Below are 23986 nucleotides of genomic sequence, written 5' to 3'. Positions count from 1 at the left end.
TATGACCAAAGATTCCACCATAATTGTTACAGGCGCTTACGGCTTTATAGGAAGCTGCCTGGTAAGTTATCTGAACCAGCAGGGTTTTGAGAACTTAATATTAGTAGATGAATTTGATGATGACGAAAAAGAACTGAACCTGCTGCATAAAAAATATGTAGTAAGGGTTGAAAGGGAAAACCTGTTCGACTGGTTATTAAAAGAAAAACCAGCTGTAAAATTCGTATTTCACTTAGGCGCCCGTACCGATACCACCGAATTTGATTACAGCGTTCATCAAAAACTGAACGTAGAGTATTCGCAGGAAATGTGGAAGTACTGCACTATTAACAAGATACCATTGGTATACGCCTCTTCGGCAGCAACCTACGGCGAGGGTGAGTTTGGTTATGATGACAGCCATGATGTGGTGGAACAATTGCAACCGCTCAACCCTTATGGCATCAGCAAAAATGAATTTGATAAATGGGCATTGCACCAGATAGAAACGCCCCCTTTCTGGGCAGGTTTAAAATTCTTTAATGTATATGGCCCTAACGAATATCATAAAGCAAGAATGGCCAGCGTGATATTCCATTCCTTTAACCAGATAAAACAGAACGGCAAGGTAAAATTATTCCGTTCGCATAAGGAAGGATATGAAGATGGTGAGCAGCTGCGTGATTTTGTATATGTGAAAGATGTGGTGTCGGTTTGTTATTGGCTAATGGAAACCGTCAGTAGTGAGTTGTCAATAGTGAGTAAGAAAACTCCTCAATCGAATGATTCACTCACCACTCACCACTCACCACTCACGCCCGGCCTTTACAACTTAGGTACCGGCACTGCAAGAAGTTTTATCGATCTTGTAAAGTCAACCTTTGCGGGACTGGACCTGCAACACAATATTGAATTCATCGACATGCCCAAAGACATCCGGGATAAATACCAGTATTTTACCGAAGCAAAAATGGAGAAACTGGTAAATGCCGGCTATCCGCATGAATTTTATTCTTTGGAAAAAGGTGTGGACGATTATGTGCGGAATTATTTAAACAAAAATTTATTTTATTAAGATGAAAATAGCAATTATTGGAGGCGGCAATTTAGGCACTGCCATTGCAGAAGGTTTATTAAAAAGTAAATTCTGCAAAGCAGCTGATATTACCATTACCAAAAGAAATATCAGCACTTTAAAAGCACTGAGCGATAAAGGTGTACATGTTACTGCCAACAATAATGAAGCCGTTAAAAAAAGCGAGCTGGTATTGCTGGCTGTAAAGCCCTTCCAGGTGGCAGAAGTGATCGCTGGGTTGAAAAAGGACCTGAATGCAAAACATGTACTCGTTTCCGTTATTACCGGCGTATCGCTGGATGACCTGGCAACCATGGTAAAGAAAACCAATCCTGTTTTTCGCGCCATGCCCAACACCGCTATTGCCATACAGGAAAGTATGACCTGCATCAGTCATGCCAATGCCAGCCCTGCACAGGTGCAGTTTGTACAGCAGTTGTTTGAAACCCTGGGCAAAGTAAGCATGATAGAAGATAAACTGATGGACGCCGCCACCGTGCTGGGTGCCTGTGGTACGGCTTATGCCATGCGGTATATACGTGCCAATATACAGGGCGGTATCGAAATTGGTTTCAGTGCCGTAACGGCCAGCCTCATCGCTGCACAAACGGTTAAAGGCGCTGCAGAATTACTATTGCAAAAAGGCTCCCACCCCGAACAGGAAATTGATAAGGTAACCACTCCCAAAGGTTGTACCATTGCAGGATTGAACGAAATGGAACACCAGGGCTTCAGTTCATCACTAATAAAGGGAATAGCTACAAGTTATAATAAGATCGTAAAGGGTTAACCGGCAAATTAAATTATTGCAGCCTACCTGTTTCTATATCCAGGATCGCCGGGTAATATTTTATTGAGCCGTTTTTATGATGCAAAAGATCTGCGATCTCAGTTGTTAAAGCTACAGCCGTAGCCGCTTCCGTCAATCCCATATTTGATTCATCATAATAATTATAAGGCCAATAAGGATGCGAAAGGATATGCCCGTTATCTTTGATCACAGTACTGCATGTTGTTATATAAGTTTCACCGTAAGGAAAAGCTTTGTTCAAAAAATTACCTGTTTTTATGTACAGCTCTCCCTGGTACACCAATCCCCATATTGAACGGTGCAATTTTGTATTCAATTCTTCATTTTCAATTCTAAAAGTAAAATCCTTAAAGAAAGCAGTTACGCTTAATGGTATTTTATAAAGATTGCCGTTAAGAAAGTCTTTATACGTTAAAAATACCCCCATACTGTCTTTAACAGGTACAGGTCCCGGTCGTTTCTTTTCTGCATTGGCGTAAAATATAGCTGCGCCATATTTTTTACTGATATGCTTACCGGGTTCTTTATAGAGCGCCAGCAGATCGTTTATTACTTTATCAATAGCCGTTTTATGAAACTCCCCAAAAGGATCTTTATAAGCAAAAACAGTGTCTACCCTGTAATCATAACAGAAACTATCCTTTTGTTTTATAAAAAACAAGGCGGAAACACTACAATAATTCTTACGTTTTTCATAACCGCTTTTATTGAACCAGAAATTTTTCAGTACTACAAAAATGCTGTCTGAAGCATGTTCATTCATTTTTGTTTTTTCAGCCTGGTTCAGCTCATCTTCCAATTTTTTTCCTGTAGTAAGTTTATTGATATCCTTACCGTCCTTTGAAACTATAAAGCCTGCAAAATTTTTAAAATGTCTTACATCCATGAATTGCACACTGGCATAAGCCTGTAACTGTGCCGGTATAACAAGTTGTTTTACAGAAGTTATTACTGAAGCAATTCCTGAATCGGGTGCAGAAATGCTGGTTTGCTGGGCATTAACAGACATCTTTATCAAAACGAAAAAGAACGTTAATTGTATATATTTTCTAATCATAGCTTTCGGGTGATGAAAATTAATAAAATAATGTAACTAACCACCACTTTTCCACAAATTTTCCCTCAAATTTTACCGACCCGAATAATCATCCTATCTTTGCATGACCTCTCGGATATTTTCTTTCAATAAATGCCCATTGGTCAACAGATCGGGTTAACAAATAAAGTTTTTTCGCTGAACAAAGAATTAAAACGTTGAAGTGAAGCTTACAACGGTATTGATTCTTATTTTTTGTTTTTCCCATTTTAAGGCATTCGAAATTCATAACTATGGCAAAATATATTTTTGTAACCGGCGGTGTTACATCATCATTAGGAAAAGGAATTATAGCTGCCTCGCTGGCTAAACTGCTGCAGGCAAGGGGTTTAAAAGTTACGATACAAAAATTCGACCCCTATATCAACGTTGACCCGGGCACACTCAACCCCTACGAACACGGCGAATGCTATGTTACCGACGACGGGGCGGAGACCGATCTTGATCTTGGGCATTACGAACGTTTTTTAAACACCCCTACATCACAGGCCAATAATGTTACCACCGGCCGTATCTATCAAACGGTGATCAATAAAGAAAGGGAAGGCGCTTACCTGGGCAAAACGGTACAGGTAATTCCGCATATCACCGACGAGATCAAACGCCGCATGTTATTACTGGGCAAAGAAGGTAAATACGATATCATCATTACAGAGCTGGGCGGTACCGTGGGTGATATCGAAAGTCTGCCTTTTGTAGAATCTGTACGCCAGATGCAGTGGGAAATGCCCGAAGAAGATTGCATGGTGGTGCACCTTACTTTGATACCTTATTTAAGCGCTGCAAAAGAATTAAAGACCAAGCCCACACAACATAGCGTACGTTTGTTAAGCCAGGAAGGGGTGCATCCCGATGTGATCGTATGCCGTACCGAGCAGCCTTTGAACAATGATCTTAAAAAGAAAATTGCATTGTTCTGTAATGTAAAACCCAATGCAGTAATTGAAGCAATGGATGCTTCCAGCATTTACGAAGTACCGTTGATGATGTTGCAGGAAGGGCTGGACCTGATCGTGTTGAAAAAATTACAGATCAATGGATATGCAGCCCCGGAGTTGACCAAATGGCGTGCATTTTTGGATAAATTAAAATATCCCAAAACAAAAGTCACTATTGGTTTGATAGGAAAATATATTGAACTGCAGGATGCTTACAAATCCATCCTCGAAAGTTTTGTGCATGCAGGCGCTATGAACGAATGCAAGGTAAAAGTGGTGGATGTGCACAGTGAGACCATTACGGAAGATAATGTAGCAGAAAAATTAAGCAAGCTGGATGGTTTACTGGTGGCACCGGGTTTTGGTAACCGCGGTGTGGAAGGAAAGATCACTGCTGTAAAATATGCCCGTGAAAATAACCTGCCTTTCTTCGGTATTTGTTTAGGTATGCAGATGGCGGTGATCGAATACGGCCGCAATGTATTGGGCTGGTCCGATGCCAACTCTACCGAAATGGTGAAAGACACGGCACATCCTGTTATTGACCTGATGGAAGAACAAAAAGATATTACCAATAAAGGCGGCACCATGCGTTTGGGCGCTTACCCTTGTACTATTAAAGAAGGTACACTGGCGCATACCATTTATGGCGCTACCGAGATCAGTGAAAGGCACCGCCACCGCTGGGAATTCAACAATAAATTTTTGGCCGATTATGAAAAGGCAGGACTGGTACCAAGTGGTAAAAATCCTTCCAACAACCTGGTGGAAATTGTTGAATTACCAAACCATCCTTTCTTTATTGGCGTGCAATACCATCCTGAATTAAAGAGCACGGTGGAAAATCCACAACCGATATTTGTACACTTTGTAAAAGCGGCCAAAGCATTTGCCGAAAAAAGGGATGCGGTAAAAAATCCGTTATTACAAAGTGAAATGATTTAGACCTTCGCAACCTTATTAATTTTAAAAAGAAATGTTCAATAATCAATGTTCAACGTTCAATATTCAAGTATAATTCAAAAGTATACTCAATAAATTGAGGGTATTTTTCCTTGAATATTGAACATTGAGTGTTGAACATTGAGCATTTTGATTCGCTTCGATATTTCTTTCTTATTCTATTTTTTGTGCAATCAGTGTCTACAAACAAAAAGCTTTCAATGGATGAGCTCAACCGCAAATCGGTGGAGGAGTTCAAACGGTCTGATAAAACACCCATTATAGCCGTGCTGGAAAATATCCGCAGTGCTTATAACGTGGGGAGTGTGTTCCGTACCGCAGATGCTTTTTTGCTGGAGGCGATCTACATTACCGGTTATACCTGCATTCCCCCGCATAAAGAAATAAAAAAGACCGCCTTGGGCGCCGAAGACACGGTAGAGTGGAAACAATTCCCCAATGCTACCGAAGTGATCCGGCTTTTAAAAGAGCAGGGATATAAAGTGTACGCAGTGGAACAAGCCATCAACAGCATATCGCTGGAAAAAATAGCGTTGGGTAACAATGAAAAAGCCGCTTTTATCTTTGGCAACGAAGTAACGGGAGTGGAACAAGCCACTATTGAACAATGCGATGCCTGCATAGAGATACCCCAACTGGGCATGAAACATTCTTTAAATATTGCCACCGCTGCCGGCGTGGTGTTATGGGAAGTGATCCGCAACAGAATATCCCAAAATCGGTAATTTGTTTATTATAGTGCGTGTATCTTTGCAGTATGAACCGTGTTAAGAACTATCTCTCGCTGGTAACCTTTTCCCACACCATTTTTGCAATGCCTTTTGCATTGATCGGTTTCTACCTGGCGATCAAAAAACCATTTTCAGGTTTCACCCAATTAAATTTAAATACTTCAATAAGCTGGAGCAATTATTCAACGCCCTTTATAGCAAATAATAGTTTATCTCATAAGTTGCTGGCAGGCATGAATCCCTATTGGGGAACTGCCATTTATTTGGGATTGGTTATACTCTGTATGGTGTTCGCCCGTTCGGCAGCTATGGGCTTCAATCGTTGGCTCGATGCCAAATACGATGCTATGAACCCACGCACAGCAATAAGAGAAATTCCAGCTGGAGTAATAAAACCCAACAATGCCCTGGCTTTTGTGATCATCAATTGCATTTTGTTTATCACTGCAACTTTTTTTATTAATTCATTGTGCTTTTATCTCTCCCCTGTTGCGCTGTTTGTAATTCTTTTTTATAGTTACACCAAACGTTTTACAGCATTGTGCCATTTAGTATTGGGTGTTGGTTTAAGTCTTGCGCCCATTGGTGCATATATTGCCGTTACTGGCCAATTTGGTTTATTGCCGATAATTTTTTCCTTCACTGTTTTATTCTGGGTAAGTGGTTTCGATATTATTTATGCTTTACAGGACGAGCATTTTGACAAACAACATCAATTGCATTCAATTCCTTCTGCAGTGGGTAAGGTAAAAGCATTGCGCATTTCTGAAATGTTGCATTTCCTTTCCGCAGCTTGTGTTATTACAGCAGGGTTTTACGGTCATTTTGGTTATTTCTATTGGGCCGGGGCAATATTTTATATCAGCTTGTTGATCTATCAGCACCTTTTAGTAAAACCCAATGATCTGAGTAAAGTAAACAGGGCATTCTTTACCACCAATGGCATTGCCTCTGTGGTATTTGCAATCTTTGTGATTTTAGACTTGTTTCTCCATAGCACAGGCGCCTGGAATCTGAATGCAGCCCCATAAGTTGATCAAAAAATCATTGCAATAAATTAAATCCGAAATCGCCAATCTAAAATCTACAATCTAAAATGGCAAGAATACTGGCAATAGACTACGGAGGAAAAAGAACCGGCCTTGCCGTAACCGATCCTTTACAGATCATTGCCACTGGTTTGGAGACCATCGAATCCAGGGAACTCATCCCCTACTTAAAAAAATACCTTGCTGCCGAAACTGTTGAACTCATCATTATCGGCCTGCCCAAAAACTGGGACGAAACTGATACCCATGGTACCCCTTTAGTACAGGCTGCCATTAAAAAGATACAGAAAGAATTTCCCTCTATACCCCTTAAAACGGTGGACGAACGCTACACTTCCAAAATGGCCAAAGACGCCATGCTGGAAATGGGCATGAAGAAAAAAGACCGGAGGGTAAAGGGCAATGTGGATGTGATTGCGGCCACCATTATGCTGCAGGAATACCTGGGGCAGTTTTAGATTTTAGATTGGCGATTGTAGATTTAAATACAGTAGTTAATTTCAAAGGAAATCTAAAATCGGCAATCTAAAATCTAAAATCAAATGATAGCCGTACCTTTGCAGTTCAATTTAAAATCAAATGATCTTTAGAAAAAGATGATGCCTTGTAGTTAGGTATAAATTCGAAATCTAAAATCGCCAATCTAAAATCAAATGATTCTTCCGATAGTAGCATACGGTTCTCCTATTTTAAGAAAGGTGTGCAGCGATATCCCCGCTGATTACCCGGGCCTGGAGCAATTGATAGCAGATATGTGGGAAACCATGTACAACAGCAATGGTGTTGGCCTGGCGGCTCCGCAGATCAATAAAGAGATCCGCCTGTTTGTTATTGACACCGAACAGATATTTGCCAACCAGGAAGAAGATGAAAAAGATGAATTCCCGGATGCACCGGGTTACAAAGGTGTTTTTATCAACGCCCATATTGTGGAACTGGATGGCGAAGAATGGGCTTACAACGAAGGCTGCCTGAGTATCCCTAAAATAAGGGAGGATGTATACCGCGAAGAAGAAGTAACACTGGAATATGATGATGAGAATTTTGTGCACCATACCAAAACCTTCAACGGTATAACAGCAAGGGTTATACTGCACGAGTACGATCATACCGAAGGTAAATTGTTCATCGACCATATAAGGCCCCTGAAAAGGAAATTGCTGCAGGGCAAACTCTCCGATATTTCCAAGGGAAAGATCAGTGTGGACTACCGCATGGTGTTCCCCAAATAAAAAATATTTCCGCCACTTAATCAGTACAATCCCCCGCTTTGGGGGATTGTTTTTATAAAAAATCCCACTTTTAGGGTATTGTCCCCCGCTACTTTTGGCAATAGTTTTGCTGCTGAACCACAACGAACTAAAACTGTTGTTTATGCAAAAAATTGCTACACTCCTTTTGCTCCTTACCATTTACAGTACATCCAACGCACAGATAGTGGCCGTAAGGCAGGTAACCGCTTCGTTGGGAAAAGATACTTTGATCGGTACCACCAACTGGGCCTACACCGTAGGCGAACCTGTAATTGAAACCTACACTTTCGGTAACTACACACTTACACAGGGCTTTCACCAACCCGACGGTTACTCCATCACTCCCTTTATCCCCATCATCAACAACCTGGTGATCTACCCCAACCCCGGCAGACCCAACAGCACTTTAAGTTTTTATTTAAGGGTGGACAAACCCAAACTCAGCATCCTTATTTACGATGCACAGGGTAAACTCTACCAAAAGCAGGAACTCGCCAGCTACGCAGGGCAAACCTATCACAGCCTGAACCCGCAGATAATGGCGGGCGGCACCTACATCGTAAAAGTGATAGCGGGTGATGATGTGTATACCGGCAAATATATCGTGACCAACTAACCTACAATTTCATAACAGCTTAATCTTTTATACCAAACAAACATTGTAATATGAAAAAGTTTTTCTCATTACTGCTCGTTACTATTATGTGCTGCACTGCAGGTTTTTCGCAGGGATTGACCGGCATCAATTACCAGGCCGTGGCACGTAATCTTAATGGCACTGTATTAAGTAATAAAACCATCCAGGTACGTTTTACCATTACACTGGGTAACACCACCCTGGTGCAATACCAGGAAACCCAGAATGCGTTGACCAATGCTTATGGCCTGTTCAACCTGGTGATAGGTAAAGGTGTGCCGGTAACGGGTACCTTTGCAGGCATCAGCTGGGCCACCGGCAATCAATGGCTGCAGGTGGAAGTATCCGTGGATGGCGGCGCCATGAACAGCCTGGGCAAGAATCCTTTTTACGCAGTACCTTATGCTTTGATGGCGGCGCAGGCAAATCCTGCAGGCCCAGCGGGTGGTGACCTTACCGGCACTTATCCTAACCCATCATTAAGCAATACTTCGGTTACGCCCGGCAGTTATGGTAATGCCACCAACTTTCCCACATTTACAGTGGATGCAAAAGGCAGGTTAACAGCAGCAGGTGTGTTACCATTGCCCACCAGCTTACCTCCATCAGGTCCGGCTGGCGGCGACCTCAGCGGCACCTATCCCAATCCTACTATCACTATTCCTTTAATAAAAACATCGGCTCAAACGGGCAACCCGTTGATCGGTATGACCAACAGCGCTACTACCGGCACACTCGGTGCCATACAGGGCAGCAGCGCCAGTACAGATGCCAGTGCAGTAGCAGTACAGGGTACCATATCATCCACTACGCCTGGTGGTTTTTCATCCGCAGTGCGGGGTATCAATAATGGCACCGGTGGTTTGGGTATTGGTGTATGGGGCAGCCAGGCAGGCAGTGGCTGGGGTGTGTACGGCGTTACACCTACCGGCTTAGGCGTGTATGGTAATTCAACCGGCGCAGGTTATGGTGTGTATGGAAACAGTAATACCGGCATTGGTGTAAATGGTGCAAGCACTACAGGCATCCCCGGTAATTTTTCAATAACCAACAATGCCAACAATAATGCAGCATTGGTTGCATCTACCGTAAGCGATGGTGCTGCAATAGACGGAAGTTCATCTTCCACTACCGCAAGCATAACGGCAATAAAAGGTACGATATCATCTACCGCACCCGGTGGTTTTTCATCCGCAGTACGGGGTATCAATAATGGTACCGGTGGTTTAGGTATTGGTGTTTGGGGTAGCCAGGCAGGCAGCGGCTGGGGTGTGTATGGCGTTACGCCTACAGGTTTGGGTGTATATGGTAATTCAACCGGCGCAGGTTACGGTGTTTATGGAAACAGTAATACCGGTATTGGTGTGAATGGTGCCAGCACCACAGGTATTCCCGGTAATTTTTCAATAACAAATAATGCGAATAATAATGCAGCATTGATGGCCTCCACCGTAAGCGATGGAGATGCGATCAATGCTACAACAGCTTCCACCACCAGCAGCATCAGCGCTATCAGGGGTATTGTTTCTTCCACTGCACCGGGCGGTTTTTCTGCCGGTGTAAGAGGTGAGAATAATGGTACCGGCGGTTTGGGTATTGGTGTATGGGGCAGCCAGGCAGGCAGCGGCTGGGGTGTATATGGTTCAGTAGGCGGTGCAGGTATTGGTGTCAACGGATCCAGCGCCAGCGGTTTTGGTGTTAATGGTACTTCCACTACCGGTACCGGCGGTCGTTTCACCACTACATCAGGCCTTGCATTGAATACCAGCGGTGCATTAAGGTTACAGGGTATTGGCGAAGCAGCCGGCAGGGTATTAACTTCTGATGCTGCAGGTAATGCCACCTGGCAGGCCTTCAGTGCAACGGGCATAACAGGTAGCGGTACACTAAATCAAATACCTAAATTTACTCCAACCGGGTCTCAGCTCGGCAACTCACAAATATTTGATGATGGCAATAATGTGGGCGTTAATACCACTACGCCTTCTTATAAATTCCAGGTGAACCATGGTGGTTCTACCGGCATATTGTCAAGATCAACTGCAGGGTTTTCTGTAATAGATATTGATGCCGCCAGCGGCGATGCGGCATTGCGTTTTGGCAACGCCGGCGTTAACCAATGGAACATGCGCAACAGGCCGGGTGATAATTACCTGGAATGGTTTGAACTGGGCGGCGGCGGCAGCCGCATGGTGATACAGGATGGTACCGGTAATGTGGGTATTGGTGAAACTACCAACCCTAGCTACAGGCTGGATGTATTACACGGCGGCGCAACAGGTATCCGCTCCCGCTCTTCTTCCAGTTTTTCTGTAATAGATATTGATGCAGCCAGTGGTGATGCAGCCTTACGTTTTGCCAATGCAGGTGTTAACAAATGGAACATGCGTAACCGTCCCGGTGATGATTACCTGGAATGGTTTGAACTGGGTGGTGGCGGCAGCCGTATGGTGATACAGAATGGTACAGGCAATGTGGGTATCGGTGAAACCACTTCCCCTTCATACAGGTTAGATGTATTACATGGTGGAGCAACGGGTATCCGTTCCCGCTCTTCTTCCAGTTTTTCTGTGATAGATATTGATGCAGCCAGCGGCGATGCAGCTTTACGTTTTGCCAATGCAGGCGTTAATCAATGGAACCTGCGGAACCGCCCGGGTGATAATTACCTGGAATTTTTTGAACTGGGCGGTGGCGGCAGCCGTATGGTATTGCAGGATGGTACCGGTAACGTAGGTATCGGCGAAACCACTTCACCTTCGTACAGGCTGGATGTATTGCATGGCGGCGCTACAGGTATCCGTTCCCGTTCTTCCTCCAGCTTTTCGGTTATCGACATCGATGCTGCCAGTGGTGATGCAGCATTGCGTTTTGCCAATGCAGGCGTAAACCAATGGAATATCCGCAACAGGCCTGCCGATAATTATTTAGAAATATTTGAACTGGGTGGCGGCGGCAGCCGTGTGGTGGTACAGGATGGTACCGGTAACGTAGGTATCGGCGAAACCACTTCTCCTTCTTACAAACTGGATGTACTGCATGGCGGCAGCACCGGTGTACGTGTAAAATCTTCTGCTTCTTTCTCTACAATAGATATTGATGGCGCCAGCGGCGATGCGGCATTGCGCTTTGCCAATGCAGGCGTAAATCAATGGAATATCCGTAACCAACCCGGCACCAACGACCTGGAAATATTTGAACTAGGTGGCGGCGGCTCAAGAATGCGCATTCAGAACACTACTGGTTTTACCGGTATCAATACACCGGCTCCGGCATCACGCCTGGAAGTATCGGGTTCAACAGGTGGTTTTGACCAGGGCTTTGGTGTTACCAATTCTTCTGTAACCTCTACCTGGCATTTATACTCTTCTTCCACCGGCAATATGTTTATTGGCCGTACCAGCAACCTGGGCTCGTTTGATGGTACCACAGGCGCCTACACTGCCCTGTCTGACGGAAGATTGAAAACAAATATCAAATCATTGGAATCGGTATTACCAAAGATCATGAGCCTGGATGCAAAAAGATACGAATACAAATACAACAATGATGCACACCAGCAAAGCATTGGTTTTATTGCACAGGATATACAGAAAAACTTTCCTGAATTTGTAAGAGTGAATAAGACTGATGAAGGTAACCCGATGGTAAAAGACCAGTTAAGTCTTGATTATGCAGGATTAAGTGTACTGGCCATTAAAGCCATACAGGAGCAACAGGATATGCTGAATGCAATGGGCAATGTGAACAGCGGCAATATCACTACCGATAAAAACGGTAAAGCAACTATTGTGCTGCCTGCAGCATTCATCAACGATTGCAGCGATTTTAAATACCAGCTTACAGTTGTTGACGAAACACAGTTTGCGCAGTCCCGCATCTCTAAAAAAATAAACGGCAACAGTTTCGAGATCACCACCGATAAACCCGGTATCGAGATCAGCTGGCAGGTAACCGGTATCCGTAAATCAACAGCAAATATTGCTAAAGTGAACAGCGCACCGGAATACAACGCCGATAACTTTACTTTTGAAAAGAACACCCAACCACAACAGGCTGCTAAACCTGTACCAACAGAAATTACCGGCAGCCTGGTAAGCACTGCTCCGGCAACCGTACCTGTAGCAGATAAATCACTGAACAATGGTGGTAGTGTTGCAGATGTTAAACCAACCACTGCACCTGCAAAAGACATAGCGGTCAACAATGGCGGCAGCGTTGCAGATGTTAAACCAACCACTGCACCGGTAAAAGATAAAGCAGTCATTAAAGGTGGCAGCACCGAAGACGTGGTACCGGTAAAAAAAGAAGTTAAAAAAGCAGCAGCCAAAACTGAAAAAGGCAGCACTGATTAACATCATTTCTTAACCTTTGTTATATAACTTGCAGGCATGAAATATTTCATGCCTGTTTTTATTTGTTTATTTTTTACTGGTAAGGCTGCGGCACAAAAACCGGGGGACACTACCATCATCATAGGTAAAAAAGCCATCACACTCAACGAAGTGATCGTTGACAACAAACTGAATGTGCCCGCTTTTATTGAACACATCAAGAACGATACGAGTTTTTATAAAGCATTCCGCAACCTGCGCATACTTAACTTCAGTGCTATTAATGATATCCGTATGAACAATAGTGATGGTGAAGCCAAAGCCACGCTGCACAGCAAAACAAAACAAATACGCAGCACTAACTGCCGCAGGATGGAAACACTGGAAGAACAGGCAACAGGCGATTTTTACGACGATAATCACAATTACAATTACTATACCGCACAAATGTATGCCTCGCTTTTTTTTACCAAAGATTCGGTATGCGGGGAAGATAATATTGTAAAAGGAAAAGAGTTCAGCACAGCAGGTAAAAGCGGTATGGAAAAACATAAGGAGCAACTGAAGATGCTCTTCTTCAATCCCGGTAAAAAAATTAACGGCCTGCCCTTTATGAGCAACAAGACCGCCATATTTGATGATGATATTGCCGACCGGTACGATATGAGTATAGATATGGATGTATACAACGGCGCCAGTTGCTATATCTTTAAACAAACGGCAAAGGCCGATCAGAAAAGCAGCGTAGTAGTGGATGAAATGACCACCTGGTTTGACGAAAAGACCTACGATGTACTGGCCAGGAACTACAGCATCAGTTACGACGCCGGTGTATATGATTTTAAAGTGCAGATGGAAGTGGTAATGACCAGGTTTGATAAATACCTGGTGCCATCGCTGATACGCTATACCGGCAACTGGAAAGCCATCTTCAAGCCCCGGGAAAGAGGCATTTTTACCGCCACCCTCTTCGATTTTAAATAAGCACTTTCAGTAATTCTTAACGTTCCAATCCTTAATTTTATCCTATGACACATTTTCCCAAAAAGATACTGACCCTCTTGCTCATCAGTATCACCGTAACTTGTTTTGCCCAGAAAGATGGCCGTGATTTTAAAGACATTGATGAATATGTAAAAAAACTCGGTACGCTTGATACGCTGAACATGGGTACCATCAGCAATATCCTTACAAAGAATTACAGCGATAAGACCGATAAAGTAAGGGCCATCTACGACTGGATAGCTTATAACATCAGCTACGATATAAAAACTGCCCGCAATGGTGGTGCAGAAAAGAATTCTTCCGACGAAGTGCTGAAATTCCGTAAAGCTACCGGTGCAGGCTATGCGAACCTGTTCCAGGATATGTGCAGCAGCGCCGGCATACGTTGCTTAACTGCTGATGGATTCATCAAATTCGGAACAGCGGATATTGGCGAGACCAAATCCGATATCAATCACAGCTGGGCCGTGGTGCAGTTAGGGCAAAGCCCCGATAAATGGTACTATGCCGATCCCTGCATGGGCAGCGGCTATCCCGATGCAGAATTCAAGACCTTTACCAAAGCATTCAACCCCGATTATTTTTTTGCCACATTATCTATCTTCAACTGGCAACACTATCCCGATAATGCCGCCTGGCAACTGGGCCCCGGCCCCAAGAACAAAGCGGATTTTTACGGACTGCCTATTATAAAATCAGCAGCGTACGAATTTGGATTAAAAAGATTCACCCCCAACGATGGTAAGGTAAAAGCAAAAGCAGGTAAACCACTTGCATTCAGTTACGAACTAAGCAACAGTTCATCTGTGGAAAGGATTGCCATAGCATTTGGTGAAGGCAAAAAAAGAAAAGTGAAAGATGTACCTTTTACCAGCAGCGGAAATATCGTGGGCTTTACTTTTAAATTTGAAGAAGAAGACAACTTTCCTGTTACCGTTTTGATAAATGGTAAAGAACTGATCGAATATAATGTTGATGTGGAATAGAACTTGCAATAGTTAAAATGGATTAACCATTAAACTACGGTTGATGTTTTTTGTCGAACGAAAAAAACATACTATGAAAAGGTATATTCTATCAGCAGCGATCATTATTGTTGCAGCAATCACATTTAATTCCTGTGCACCATCTTATGTAGCAGTAAGGCCTGCGCCACCGGTAGCAGTGGTACGTCCACCTGCACCCGCACCGGGATATATCTGGGTATCGGGTAATTATGTATGGCGGGGTGGCCGTTATGTATACACCAATGGTTACTGGTCTGCGCCAAGGGGCAGAAGGTATTGGGTAGATGGCCACTGGCAGGGAAGAAGAGGTGGCTACACATGGGTACCGGGTCATTGGGCACGTTGATCACCCTGCGGGAAAAACTCCCCGTATTGTACCATTAAAGTAACAAATAACAAAGGCCCCGGCACAATGCCGGGGCCTTTAATTTATGCTCTTTGTTTGGCAGGCGCTTTTTTCTTTGCTTTTTTAAGCGCCGTTTCAATTTCTTTACTCAGGTTTTCGAAAGAGCCTTTGCCTGATACTTTTTCACCGTTGATGAAAAATGCAGGGATCTCTTTCACCCCTTTATCAACCCCGTCCTGGAAGTCGTTGCGCACCTGCCAGCCATAAGTTGAGTTGATCAGTTCATCCAGGAAATGTTTGTTCTCCACTCCCGCTTCTTTTGAATACAACTTTAAACTGGTGGTACCCAACTGGCGGCGGTTCTCGAACAACAGGTTGTGCATTTCCCAAAACTTACCGTTCTGTGCTGCAGCCAGCGAAGCTTCGGCAGCTTTCATAGAACGTTGATGGATCTTAGTTTGGGGAAAATGGCGAAAGTTGAACCTGATTTTACCTTCATATTCTTCCAGTAATTTTTTAACCACTTCATTTGCTTTAGCACAATCTTCATTTTCGTACTCTCCAAATTCTGTAAGTGTTACAGAAGCCTGGGGGTTGCCTACAAAGATATCCTTGCTGGGGATGATCTCTGCGACGTCTTTTGCTTTTGTTGCCATAGTATATATTGTCTTTGCTCTGCTGCTGTTAACAGCAGTTTGTTATTAATCCAATGCTATTGTCCTTTGCGGGAGAACCCGTTTGGGACTGCATCTATATTTCTTCTTTCGTTATTTCAATTCAGGCTCGGGCACTTCGTTGCGGAACACCACCAATCCGTCAAACACATCCACCAGTACCGGTTTTGCTTTATCAATATCACCGGCCAGTATCCGCTTGCTCAACTGGTTCACGATCTCTTTTTGTATCAGCCTTTTTAAAGGCCTTGCACCAAACTGTGGATCGTAGCCATTCTCCGCCAGGTAATCCAAAGCATAATCACTGAACTGCAGATTGATACCGCTTTGGGCCACCAGCCGCTTTAAATTGTCCAGTTGAATACTGATAATGCCCCGGATCTCTTTCTTCATTAAAGGCTGGAACATGATCACTTCGTCTATCCGGTTCAAAAATTCCGGGCGGATGGTTTGCCTTAATAACAACATCACTTCCTCTTTTGTTCTTTCCACCACCTCGTCCTTGTTCTTTTCCGTAACCTTTTCAAAGTTATCCTGTATCACCTGGCTGCCCATATTGCTGGTCATAATGATGATCGTATTTTTAAAATTCACTATACGACCCTTATTATCGGTCAGCCTGCCGTCGTCTAACACCTGCAATAATACGTTAAAAATGTCAGGATGCGCCTTTTCTATCTCATCTAATAATACCACACTATAGGGCTTTCTTCTCACAGCCTCGGTCAGCTGGCCCCCTTCATCATATCCCACATAACCGGGAGGGGCGCCCACCAGGCGGCTCACAGTATGCTTTTCCTGGTACTCGCTCATGTCTATCCGGGTCATCATACTGTCGTCGTCAAACAGGTAATCGGCCAGCGCCTTGGCCAGCTCGGTTTTACCTACTCCCGTGGTTCCCAGGAAGATAAAGGAGCCGATCGGCTTTTTAGGGTCCTGCAAACCGGCCCTGCTGCGGCGGATTGCGTCAGAAACAGCCTCAATGGCTTCGTCCTGCCCCACTACTCTTTTATGCAGTTCTTCTTCCAGGTGCAGCAGTTTTTCCCTTTCACTCTGCAGCATTTTGGTAACCGGTATGCCGGTTGCCTTGGCTATATTTTCGGCAATATCATCTGCATCCACCTCCTCTTTTAACATTCTTTTTTCACTTGCAGCATCCAGTTGCCTGCTGTATTCTTCAATTATCTTTTCCTGCTCCTGCACCTTTCCATACCTTATTTCGGCCACTTTACCGTAATCCCCTTCCCTTTCGGCTTTTTCAGCAGACAGCTTTAACTGCTCAATTGCAGCCTTGGCATTCTGTACTTTTTCCACAATTTCCTTTTCCTGCTGCCATTTGGCCTTGTAAGTATCCCTTTCCACGGAAAGATTGGCTATTTCGGTATTCAGCTCTTTCAGCTTCACGGTATCGTCTTCCCTTTTAATGGCTTCCCTTTCAATTTCCAGTTGGCGTATCTGCCTTTCCAGTTTATCCAGTTCTTCGGGCATGCTGTTCATTTCCAGGCGCAGTTTAGCGGCGCTTTCATCTATCAGGTCAATGGCCTTATCGGGTAAAAAACGATCGGTGATGTAACGGTGCGATAATTCCACCGCGGCAATGATCGCTTCATCCTTGATACGTACATGATGGTAAGTTTCGTAGCGGTCTTTCAATCCACGCAGTATCGAAACGGCATCTTCCACAGAAGGCTCATCGATCAATACTTTCTGGAAACGGCGTTCCAGCGCCTTATCTTTTTCAAAGAATTTTTGATACTCATTTAAAGTGGTGGCACCAATCGCTCTCAGCTCACCTCTTGCCAGTGCAGGTTTTAAAATATTGGCAGCATCCATAGCGCCATCACCGCCGCCGGCACCCACCAGTGTATGTATCTCGTCAATGAACAACACAATTTCACCATCGCTGTTGCTCACTTCCTTCACCACGCTTTTTAAACGTTCTTCAAACTCCCCTTTATATTTTGCACCGGCTATCAGTTGCCCCATATCCAGCGCATAAATGATCTTGCTCTTTAAATTCTCCGGCACATCGCCATTTACGATACGCATGGCCAGGCCTTCGGCAATGGCCGTTTTACCCACACCGGGTTCACCCACTAAAATGGGATTGTTCTTGCTTCTCCTGGATAAGATATGCAGTGTTCTGCGGATCTCTTCATCCCTGCCGATAACAGGATCGAGCTTGCCCGACCTTGCCATTTCATTCAGGTTCTTGGCATATTTATTCAGCGCATTGAATTGCGTTTCGGATGTTTGCGATGAAACAGTGGAACCTTTCTTCAATTCTTTGGTAGCAGCCACCAAACCTTTTTCGGTAAGGCCGGCATCTTTTAAAATTTTAGCGGTATTATCACTACCCTGCAGCAATGCGATCAATAAATGTTCAGGTGCAACGAATTCATCACCAAACTGCTTCAGCGAGTTGGTGGAACGCAGCAAAACATTGTTCAGGTCGCGGCTTACATTCTGTGCAGGTTCGCCACCGGCAACCTTGGCCAGTTTTTTAATACTTTCTTCCAGCTTTGTTTCCACGAAGTTGATATTGACATTATTCTTTTTCAATAAGAACTCTATGGGCGAATCATCATCGTCTAGCAAGGCCATCAGCAAATGCTCGGTCTCAATCTGCGCATTGTTATTATTAAATGCCAGTTGCTGTGCATGCTGTATCCTTTCCTGCGACTTTATAGTTAAATTCTGTAAACTCATATCTTTAATTATTTTTTTATTTTTTATTGCACTAATTCAGACGAATTACACGAATTAAAAAAGGATGGATTAAACCTGTTTGTAATTATTATATCTATCCTGAATTAAACTCTTATAATTCGTGTAATTAGTATAATTCGTGTAATCAACGAACAAATTATAATCCAACAGCAAAACACCGGTTATTATGTCATACAAATTTCAGTCCATCTGCCGCAAATTCAGCCTGTTAGGCCTGTTACTGCTATTGTTACAGTCGGCCTTTTCCCAATACGATTTTTCGAAGGCCGACGACTGGGTGAAAGACAATGTAAAAGCCCTGGGCGGAAGGGCGGTACTGGTGATATTTAAAGATGGAAAATTAGTGTACAGCCATGCTGAAAATGAAATGACCGGCCGACAGAAAATGGTGGGCAAATTCATTGCTAAAAGGCAGGGCAAAGACCCCGCTGATATGCTGCAGGATTTTACCCCTTCCACTAAAGAAAGAATTGCCAGCTGCAGCAAATGGCTGAGCGCCGCCATGATGATGACCTTTGTGGACGAAGGCAAAGTGAATTTAGAAGACAGCATCGGAAAATTTTTACCCGTAATGACCGCCAATGGTAAAGGTGGGATAAAAGTGTGGCAATGCCTCAGTCATTTAACGGGTATAAAAGCAGGCAGTTTAAAAGAATCGCTGGAAGAAATGAAAACGCTGAACAACATGGACGAAGCAATGGCATCCATTGCGCAGCAGCCGATGGAAGGCGAGCCGGGCAAGACCTTTCATTACAGCAATATCGGCCTGCAGATAGCGGGCGCCATTATGGAAAAGATAAGTGGTAAAAATTTTGAGACCCTGTTTGCCGAGCGTATTGCACAACCCTGCAATATGAAAAATTCTGATTTCGGGCATGTTAAAGTAGCATTGCCTGCCGGTGGCGGCTGGAGTACCGCGGAGGACTACCTGAATTTTTTACAGATGATATTACAACAGGGTATGTTCAATGGCAAAAGAGTATTAAGCAGTAGATCGGTAATGGAGATGCAGAAAAATCGTGTAGCCAAAGACGCTGTCATCGTTTCGTCACCAGCCGAAGCGGGCCACTGGGGCTATGGACTGGGCGAATGGGTGATGGACGATATTGGCAGCGAACAGGTATCGGATGCCGTTACCAGCCCCGGTTTATTCGGCAGTTTTCCCTGTGTGGATAATAAAAGGCAGTATGCCGCCTTTTTGATGACCTTTAACATCAAGAACAAGGGCCGGAACGAGCGCTATAAAGAATTAAAGCGAATAATTGATGAAAGTTTAAACATTAAATAGTTCCTGTTTGTTCTTTCCGTAAATTTGCGTTTTGATTCAATAGACTGGCATGAAAAAATTATTCGTACTGGCTTTGTTTACAGGCAATTTTCTGTACTCATTCTCCCAGGAAAAACAAAAACTCTTTAAGGGCATGTACCTGCAATGGGGATATAATGCCGAAAGCTACACGAAGAGCAACATCCATTTCAAAATGTCGAATGGCAACAACTTTGTGCTGCACAATGCAGTGGCGCATGATAAAGGCGATTTTGACGCCATTTATAAAAAACCATCGCAGATATCCATTCCGCAATACAATTACCGTATCGGGTTTTACCTGAATGCATCGCACAGCAAGGCCATTGAGCTGAATTTTGACCATGCCAAATACGTGGTCACTGATGGGCAAACGGTAAGGGTGACCGGCGTGATAGATGGTGTGCAGGTAAATGGCGACAGCGTTTTAAATCCTGACACCTTCCTGCACCTGGAGCATACGGATGGTGCCAACTGGTTGCATATAAATTATGTGCAGCAAAAAATATTGTTGTTGACTGCATCTAAATCAAGACCGTTATTAACCACTGTATGGAAAGCCGGCGCCGGTATCAATATACCCCGTACCGATTTTACCTGGCGGGGCGAAAGGCTGAACAACAACTTTCATATAGCGGGTTATAATATCGGTGCTGAAGCAGGCTTAAGATTGTACATGATGCGCAGGATATTTTTTGAATGCACCGGCAAAACCGGTTTTGTGAGATACGTGAATGCACTTGCATGTACGCCTACGCAAAAAGGCAACCGTGTTACACACAGTTTTGGATATGCCGAAGCTATTGCTACATTAGGTTACGATATCAACTGGTAATAACAACTATTTTACAAAAGCCGTGCAGATTACTGCACGGCTTTTGTATTTTTATAGAAACAGCAACCGATGAACGAGATCAAAAAACATAAGCTGGCCCCGAAGGAAGTATATTACCGCAGGCTGTGGAAGAATTTTTTCTTTTCTGCATTCATACTGGTGGTAAGTTTAGGCATCGGTATTATTGGTTATAAGATCACGGTGCCGGAATTTGACTGGTACGATAGTTTGCTGAATGCTTCCATGATATTGAGTGGTATGGGACCGGTGATCGACAGCAAGATCGTATTGAGCAACACCGCAAAAGTTTTTGCATCCTGCTATGCCATCTTCAGCGGCGTAACATTCATATCCACCATTGGTATATTACTGGCACCTATTGCACACCGCTTTTTTCACAAGTTGAACCTGGACGACGAATAAGCTGTATGAGTAAAGAAAAGCATACACAACTGGTAAAGGCCTATGCAAAGCAACTGGGCTTTGATTTTTGCGGCATTGCAAAAGCCGTGAAGCTGGAAGAAGATGCCCGGCGGCTGGAGAGCTGGCTGCACAAAGGTTTCAACGGATCGATGCAATACATGGAAAATTATTTTGAGTTGCGGATCGATCCTGCAAAGCTGGTACCGGGTGCAAAGTCGGTGATCACCTTACTGCTGAATTATTTTCCCGAAGAACAACAACAAGAAGAAGCGCCCAAGATCGCTAAATATGCTTACGGTAAAGATTACCACGAAGTGATACGCCGTAAATTGAAGCTCCTGCTTCAATCAATAAAAGAGCACATTGGCGAGATCAACGGCCGTGGCTTTGTAGACAGTGCCCCTGTGCTGGAAAGAACATGGGCGCAAAAAAGTGGCCTGGGCTGGGTGGGCAAGAACGGCAACCTGATCAATAAACAATCCGGTTCTTTTTTCTTTATAGCAACACTCATCACCGATCTTGAACTGGAATACGAAGATGGTTTTGCAAAAGATTATTGCGGCACCTGTACCAAATGTATCGACCACTGCCCTACCGAGGCAATACTACCGGGCAAAGTAGTTGATGGCAGTAAGTGCATCAGTTATTTTACCATAGAACTGAAAGATGCACTGATACCTGCAAAGAATGAATTCAGCAACTGGATGTTTGGTTGTGATGTATGCCAGGATGTATGCCCGTGGAACCGCTTCAGCAAACCCAACAATGAAATTGATTTTAAACCCTTGCCGGAAATACTCAACTTCAGCAAAGATGATTGGGAAGAATTGACTGAAGAATCTTTCCGGGTGATCTTTAAAGACTCACCGTTAAAGCGCAGCAAATTTGAAGGCATCAAAAGGAACCTGCATTTTATCCGCACTTAAAATTGAAAGCCCAGCTTTACCACGATGCGGCTGAACTTTCTTTTCGTATCATATACACCGCCCGGTCCGTCAATAAAGTAAGTCTTTTCTGTTTCTTCGATATGCTTAACTGCATTACCGATACTTAAAAATATATGAGTGCTTTTGCCGGTGCTTACCATATAACCTGCTCCGGCATCTGCATAAAAGCCTCCTTTTCTAAAAAGCGTGGAGTAATAAGAAGCTTTTTCACTTTTACTGCCCGCAATAAAATTGCCACCGATATCGGCATATAAAAAAACAGCAGTACGCTTTACAGGAAATATTTTTTTAACTGCACCGTACAGCGGCAAAGTTTTAACATAATAATTATCGATACCGAAGCCAAGGCCAGCAAACCAGTTCTTGAAAGCAATGCCATTTTCTGTTTGTGCAGCAAATAATTTGGCCAGCTTACCAATAGCAACGCCCCCGCTATTATAAGAATCGAATTGGACCGCATGCTTTTTTTGCGCCAATAAAGCTGTGCTGCAAAGCAGCAGCACAGTGATAAGAATAGTTTTCATAACGATCAGTTTTGAATGCTTATTTTAGACAGTAATTTAATGGCAGCAGGATTGCTGTAATCATACTGGTACAGACCATCTTTTGCAATTACCAACGCAATATTGTTGTAAGCGATCACATCATTCGCTTCGGGCATTACAAATTGTTTCATCATGGTAATAGCCGTGTTGCTGGCGGCATTCATCACTTTCAGACCGTCATTACCATCGCAGATGAACAGCAGGTTACCTTCTTTACCCAAACCCCTCGGGCTGGTAAAAGGATAGGATTTGATGAGTGTGGGCGCCTGTATATTACGGATGTCCAGCACATCCAGCTGGTTCGTGTATCCCAAACAGGTAGTGCCGGAGTGCAGCGTAACATAAGCAATGCTGTCATCTGCAATTACAGGATCGCAGGTGCGTACATGACTGAATGTACCCAGCTTTACCGGCGCAGCAGGATTTTGCACACCGTAGATCAGCATACCGTTATTAGAGCCTATAAAAAGTTTGTCTTTAAATGGATATACCGTTTCAATACCAAAACCCAGCGCCACTGCATTTACTTTGGCCGGATCGGCAGGCAACGCGGTGCTGATCACTTTCAACGAATCATTGGAAACAGCGTACATATAATCATTCATCAATGCAAACCGCGCCAGCGAACCGCTGATACCAACCGGCGCAGGGCCGGAAGCCCTTATCAGTCCTGCATCTGCAGTACTGGCCAGTATACCGTTATTGCTGAAGGCAATGATGCCGCCACCATCACAGTTGCAATCCACGGTTTCTGTTTTTTTCTGCCAATCGTAAATAACCAGGGAACGGTTGGTATTATAACCATAATAATATCTTTCAGGAAATACATTGCTCACAAATTTTTTGACCACTACATTCAATGGATTACTGATATCCATCGCCACCAGGTCGGTATAAAAATCTGCATAAAGTATATTGCCCTTAATGGCAATATCAACATTACCGGGCAGGTCAATAAAAGCAGTATTCTTTGGATTGGAAGGATCGGTATTATCTATCACGTGAATGCCCTTATTCAGTTCATTCAAAAAGATATAACCATCCTTGATATAAATTTTACCGGGGCTTACAATGGCTTTGGCAGGATTACTCTTTATATTGGCCCTTACCTCTTCGGTGGTTTTATACACGGGCTGGTAATAAGTGTAAGTGTACGTTTTTTGGCAGGTATCTTTTACACAGCCCTGTTGTAAAAGAAAAAATGCAGCAATAAAAAATACAGCAATGGTTTTGGTGGTATTGTGTTGCATAAATAACAGTTTGCAGGGTTGACAACAGGTATTTAAATACCGTTGCAGTATT

General features: G+C 43.7%; 21 protein-coding genes. 16 read left to right on the top strand and 5 right to left on the bottom strand.

Going from position 1 to position 23986, the window contains the following annotated elements:
* Position 1: 1 nt before the first annotated feature.
* Positions 2-1054, top strand: a complete 1053-nt coding sequence (locus QM738_RS24575; RefSeq protein ID WP_462279427.1) for an ADP-glyceromanno-heptose 6-epimerase — start codon at positions 2-4, stop codon at positions 1052-1054.
* A 1-nt stretch (position 1055) separates the two neighbouring features.
* Entirely contained in the window at positions 1056-1844 is a 789-nt protein-coding gene (gene proC / locus QM738_RS24570; protein WP_462279426.1) for a pyrroline-5-carboxylate reductase, read from the top strand.
* A gap of 13 nt (positions 1845-1857) precedes the next feature.
* Here proC and QM738_RS24565 read toward each other — a convergent pair whose 3' ends face one another.
* A complete protein-coding gene (locus QM738_RS24565) occupies positions 1858-2874 on the bottom strand; it encodes a hypothetical protein (protein WP_462279425.1) in 1017 nt (338 codons plus the stop codon).
* A 320-nt stretch (positions 2875-3194) separates the two neighbouring features.
* Here QM738_RS24565 and QM738_RS24560 point away from each other — a divergent pair, with 320 nt between their 5' ends.
* From QM738_RS24560 to QM738_RS24515, 10 genes are all read left to right on the top strand, one after another.
* The gene (locus QM738_RS24560) at positions 3195-4844 is read left to right on the top strand and encodes a CTP synthase (protein ID WP_462279424.1); all 1650 of its coding nucleotides are present in this window, start codon (positions 3195-3197) and stop codon (positions 4842-4844) included.
* 218 nt (positions 4845-5062) lie between these two features.
* Positions 5063-5587: an RNA methyltransferase gene (locus QM738_RS24555; RefSeq protein ID WP_462279423.1), complete on the top strand. Its 525-nt coding sequence runs from the start codon at positions 5063-5065 to the stop codon at positions 5585-5587.
* A gap of 32 nt (positions 5588-5619) precedes the next feature.
* Positions 5620-6624 (top strand): UbiA-like polyprenyltransferase, encoded by a 1005-nt coding sequence (locus tag QM738_RS24550; protein ID WP_462279422.1) that lies wholly within the window; start codon positions 5620-5622, stop codon positions 6622-6624.
* A 65-nt stretch (positions 6625-6689) separates the two neighbouring features.
* Positions 6690-7100, top strand: a complete 411-nt coding sequence (gene ruvX / locus QM738_RS24545) for a Holliday junction resolvase RuvX (protein ID WP_462279421.1) — start codon at positions 6690-6692, stop codon at positions 7098-7100.
* Between the two features lie 195 nt (positions 7101-7295).
* Positions 7296-7874 (top strand): peptide deformylase, encoded by a 579-nt coding sequence (gene def / locus QM738_RS24540; RefSeq protein WP_462279420.1) that lies wholly within the window; start codon positions 7296-7298, stop codon positions 7872-7874.
* Between the two features lie 142 nt (positions 7875-8016).
* Positions 8017-8511: a T9SS type A sorting domain-containing protein gene (locus QM738_RS24535; RefSeq protein ID WP_462279419.1), complete on the top strand. Its 495-nt coding sequence runs from the start codon at positions 8017-8019 to the stop codon at positions 8509-8511.
* A 50-nt stretch (positions 8512-8561) separates the two neighbouring features.
* On the top strand, positions 8562-12887 hold the full coding sequence (locus QM738_RS24530; RefSeq protein ID WP_462279418.1) for a tail fiber domain-containing protein: 4326 nt from the start codon (positions 8562-8564) through the stop codon (positions 12885-12887).
* Between the two features lie 36 nt (positions 12888-12923).
* Positions 12924-13850 (top strand): hypothetical protein, encoded by a 927-nt coding sequence (locus QM738_RS24525; RefSeq protein ID WP_462279417.1) that lies wholly within the window; start codon positions 12924-12926, stop codon positions 13848-13850.
* A 44-nt stretch (positions 13851-13894) separates the two neighbouring features.
* Positions 13895-14857 carry a transglutaminase domain-containing protein gene (locus QM738_RS24520; protein ID WP_462279416.1) on the top strand — a complete coding sequence of 321 codons (963 nt, stop codon included), beginning with the start codon at positions 13895-13897 and terminating at the stop codon, positions 14855-14857.
* A gap of 73 nt (positions 14858-14930) precedes the next feature.
* Positions 14931-15224: a hypothetical protein gene (locus tag QM738_RS24515; RefSeq protein WP_462279415.1), complete on the top strand. Its 294-nt coding sequence runs from the start codon at positions 14931-14933 to the stop codon at positions 15222-15224.
* 83 nt (positions 15225-15307) lie between these two features.
* Here QM738_RS24515 and QM738_RS24510 read toward each other — a convergent pair whose 3' ends face one another.
* Positions 15308-15880 carry a DsbA family protein gene (locus QM738_RS24510; RefSeq protein ID WP_462279414.1) on the bottom strand — a complete coding sequence of 191 codons (573 nt, stop codon included), beginning with the start codon at positions 15878-15880 and terminating at the stop codon, positions 15308-15310.
* A gap of 111 nt (positions 15881-15991) precedes the next feature.
* Positions 15992-18607, bottom strand: coding sequence for an ATP-dependent chaperone ClpB (gene clpB, locus QM738_RS24505; RefSeq protein WP_462279413.1), 2616 nt, complete (start codon positions 18605-18607; stop codon positions 15992-15994).
* A gap of 187 nt (positions 18608-18794) precedes the next feature.
* Between clpB and QM738_RS24500 the strand changes: the two genes are divergently transcribed.
* From QM738_RS24500 to queG, 4 genes are all read left to right on the top strand, one after another.
* Positions 18795-19916 carry a serine hydrolase domain-containing protein gene (locus tag QM738_RS24500; protein ID WP_462279412.1) on the top strand — a complete coding sequence of 374 codons (1122 nt, stop codon included), beginning with the start codon at positions 18795-18797 and terminating at the stop codon, positions 19914-19916.
* A 49-nt stretch (positions 19917-19965) separates the two neighbouring features.
* Positions 19966-20769, top strand: a complete 804-nt coding sequence (locus QM738_RS24495; RefSeq protein ID WP_462279411.1) for a hypothetical protein — start codon at positions 19966-19968, stop codon at positions 20767-20769.
* Positions 20770-20838: 69 nt separating this feature from the next.
* Positions 20839-21192 carry a hypothetical protein gene (locus QM738_RS24490; protein WP_462279410.1) on the top strand — a complete coding sequence of 118 codons (354 nt, stop codon included), beginning with the start codon at positions 20839-20841 and terminating at the stop codon, positions 21190-21192.
* A 5-nt stretch (positions 21193-21197) separates the two neighbouring features.
* Positions 21198-22118, top strand: a complete 921-nt coding sequence (gene queG, locus QM738_RS24485) for a tRNA epoxyqueuosine(34) reductase QueG (RefSeq protein ID WP_462279409.1) — start codon at positions 21198-21200, stop codon at positions 22116-22118.
* Here the strand turns inward: queG and QM738_RS24480 are convergent.
* A complete protein-coding gene (locus tag QM738_RS24480; RefSeq protein ID WP_462279408.1) occupies positions 22115-22663 on the bottom strand; it encodes a hypothetical protein in 549 nt (182 codons plus the stop codon). The two genes, queG and QM738_RS24480, sit on opposite strands and share 4 nt — an antisense overlap.
* A gap of 5 nt (positions 22664-22668) precedes the next feature.
* Positions 22669-23934: an LVIVD repeat-containing protein gene (locus QM738_RS24475; RefSeq protein ID WP_462279407.1), complete on the bottom strand. Its 1266-nt coding sequence runs from the start codon at positions 23932-23934 to the stop codon at positions 22669-22671.
* Positions 23935-23986: the final 52 nt, after the last annotated feature.

Origin of the sequence: Ferruginibacter sp., assembly GCF_049840995.1 — a bacterium.
Classification (GTDB): domain Bacteria; phylum Bacteroidota; class Bacteroidia; order Chitinophagales; family Chitinophagaceae; genus Ferruginibacter.
The sequence above is the reverse complement of the archived record's forward strand: the minus strand, read 5'-3'. Positions and strand labels throughout refer to the sequence as shown.

Coding starts and splice junctions, on each gene's coding strand:
- QM738_RS24575 (WP_462279427.1), top strand. CDS start 2: ATGACCAAAGATTCCACCATAATTGTTACAGGCGCTTACGGCTTTATA.
- proC (WP_462279426.1), top strand. CDS start 1,056: ATGAAAATAGCAATTATTGGAGGCGGCAATTTAGGCACTGCCATTGCA.
- QM738_RS24565 (WP_462279425.1), bottom strand. CDS start 2,874: ATGTCTGTTAATGCCCAGCAAACCAGCATTTCTGCACCCGATTCAGGA.
- QM738_RS24560 (WP_462279424.1), top strand. CDS start 3,195: ATGGCAAAATATATTTTTGTAACCGGCGGTGTTACATCATCATTAGGA.
- QM738_RS24555 (WP_462279423.1), top strand. CDS start 5,063: ATGGATGAGCTCAACCGCAAATCGGTGGAGGAGTTCAAACGGTCTGAT.
- QM738_RS24550 (WP_462279422.1), top strand. CDS start 5,620: ATGAACCGTGTTAAGAACTATCTCTCGCTGGTAACCTTTTCCCACACC.
- ruvX (WP_462279421.1), top strand. CDS start 6,690: ATGGCAAGAATACTGGCAATAGACTACGGAGGAAAAAGAACCGGCCTT.
- def (WP_462279420.1), top strand. CDS start 7,296: ATGATTCTTCCGATAGTAGCATACGGTTCTCCTATTTTAAGAAAGGTG.
- QM738_RS24535 (WP_462279419.1), top strand. CDS start 8,017: ATGCAAAAAATTGCTACACTCCTTTTGCTCCTTACCATTTACAGTACA.
- QM738_RS24530 (WP_462279418.1), top strand. CDS start 8,562: ATGAAAAAGTTTTTCTCATTACTGCTCGTTACTATTATGTGCTGCACT.
- QM738_RS24525 (WP_462279417.1), top strand. CDS start 12,924: ATGAAATATTTCATGCCTGTTTTTATTTGTTTATTTTTTACTGGTAAG.
- QM738_RS24520 (WP_462279416.1), top strand. CDS start 13,895: ATGACACATTTTCCCAAAAAGATACTGACCCTCTTGCTCATCAGTATC.
- QM738_RS24515 (WP_462279415.1), top strand. CDS start 14,931: ATGAAAAGGTATATTCTATCAGCAGCGATCATTATTGTTGCAGCAATC.
- QM738_RS24510 (WP_462279414.1), bottom strand. CDS start 15,880: ATGGCAACAAAAGCAAAAGACGTCGCAGAGATCATCCCCAGCAAGGAT.
- clpB (WP_462279413.1), bottom strand. CDS start 18,607: ATGAGTTTACAGAATTTAACTATAAAGTCGCAGGAAAGGATACAGCAT.
- QM738_RS24500 (WP_462279412.1), top strand. CDS start 18,795: ATGTCATACAAATTTCAGTCCATCTGCCGCAAATTCAGCCTGTTAGGC.
- QM738_RS24495 (WP_462279411.1), top strand. CDS start 19,966: ATGAAAAAATTATTCGTACTGGCTTTGTTTACAGGCAATTTTCTGTAC.
- QM738_RS24490 (WP_462279410.1), top strand. CDS start 20,839: ATGAACGAGATCAAAAAACATAAGCTGGCCCCGAAGGAAGTATATTAC.
- queG (WP_462279409.1), top strand. CDS start 21,198: ATGAGTAAAGAAAAGCATACACAACTGGTAAAGGCCTATGCAAAGCAA.
- QM738_RS24480 (WP_462279408.1), bottom strand. CDS start 22,663: ATGAAAACTATTCTTATCACTGTGCTGCTGCTTTGCAGCACAGCTTTA.
- QM738_RS24475 (WP_462279407.1), bottom strand. CDS start 23,934: ATGCAACACAATACCACCAAAACCATTGCTGTATTTTTTATTGCTGCA.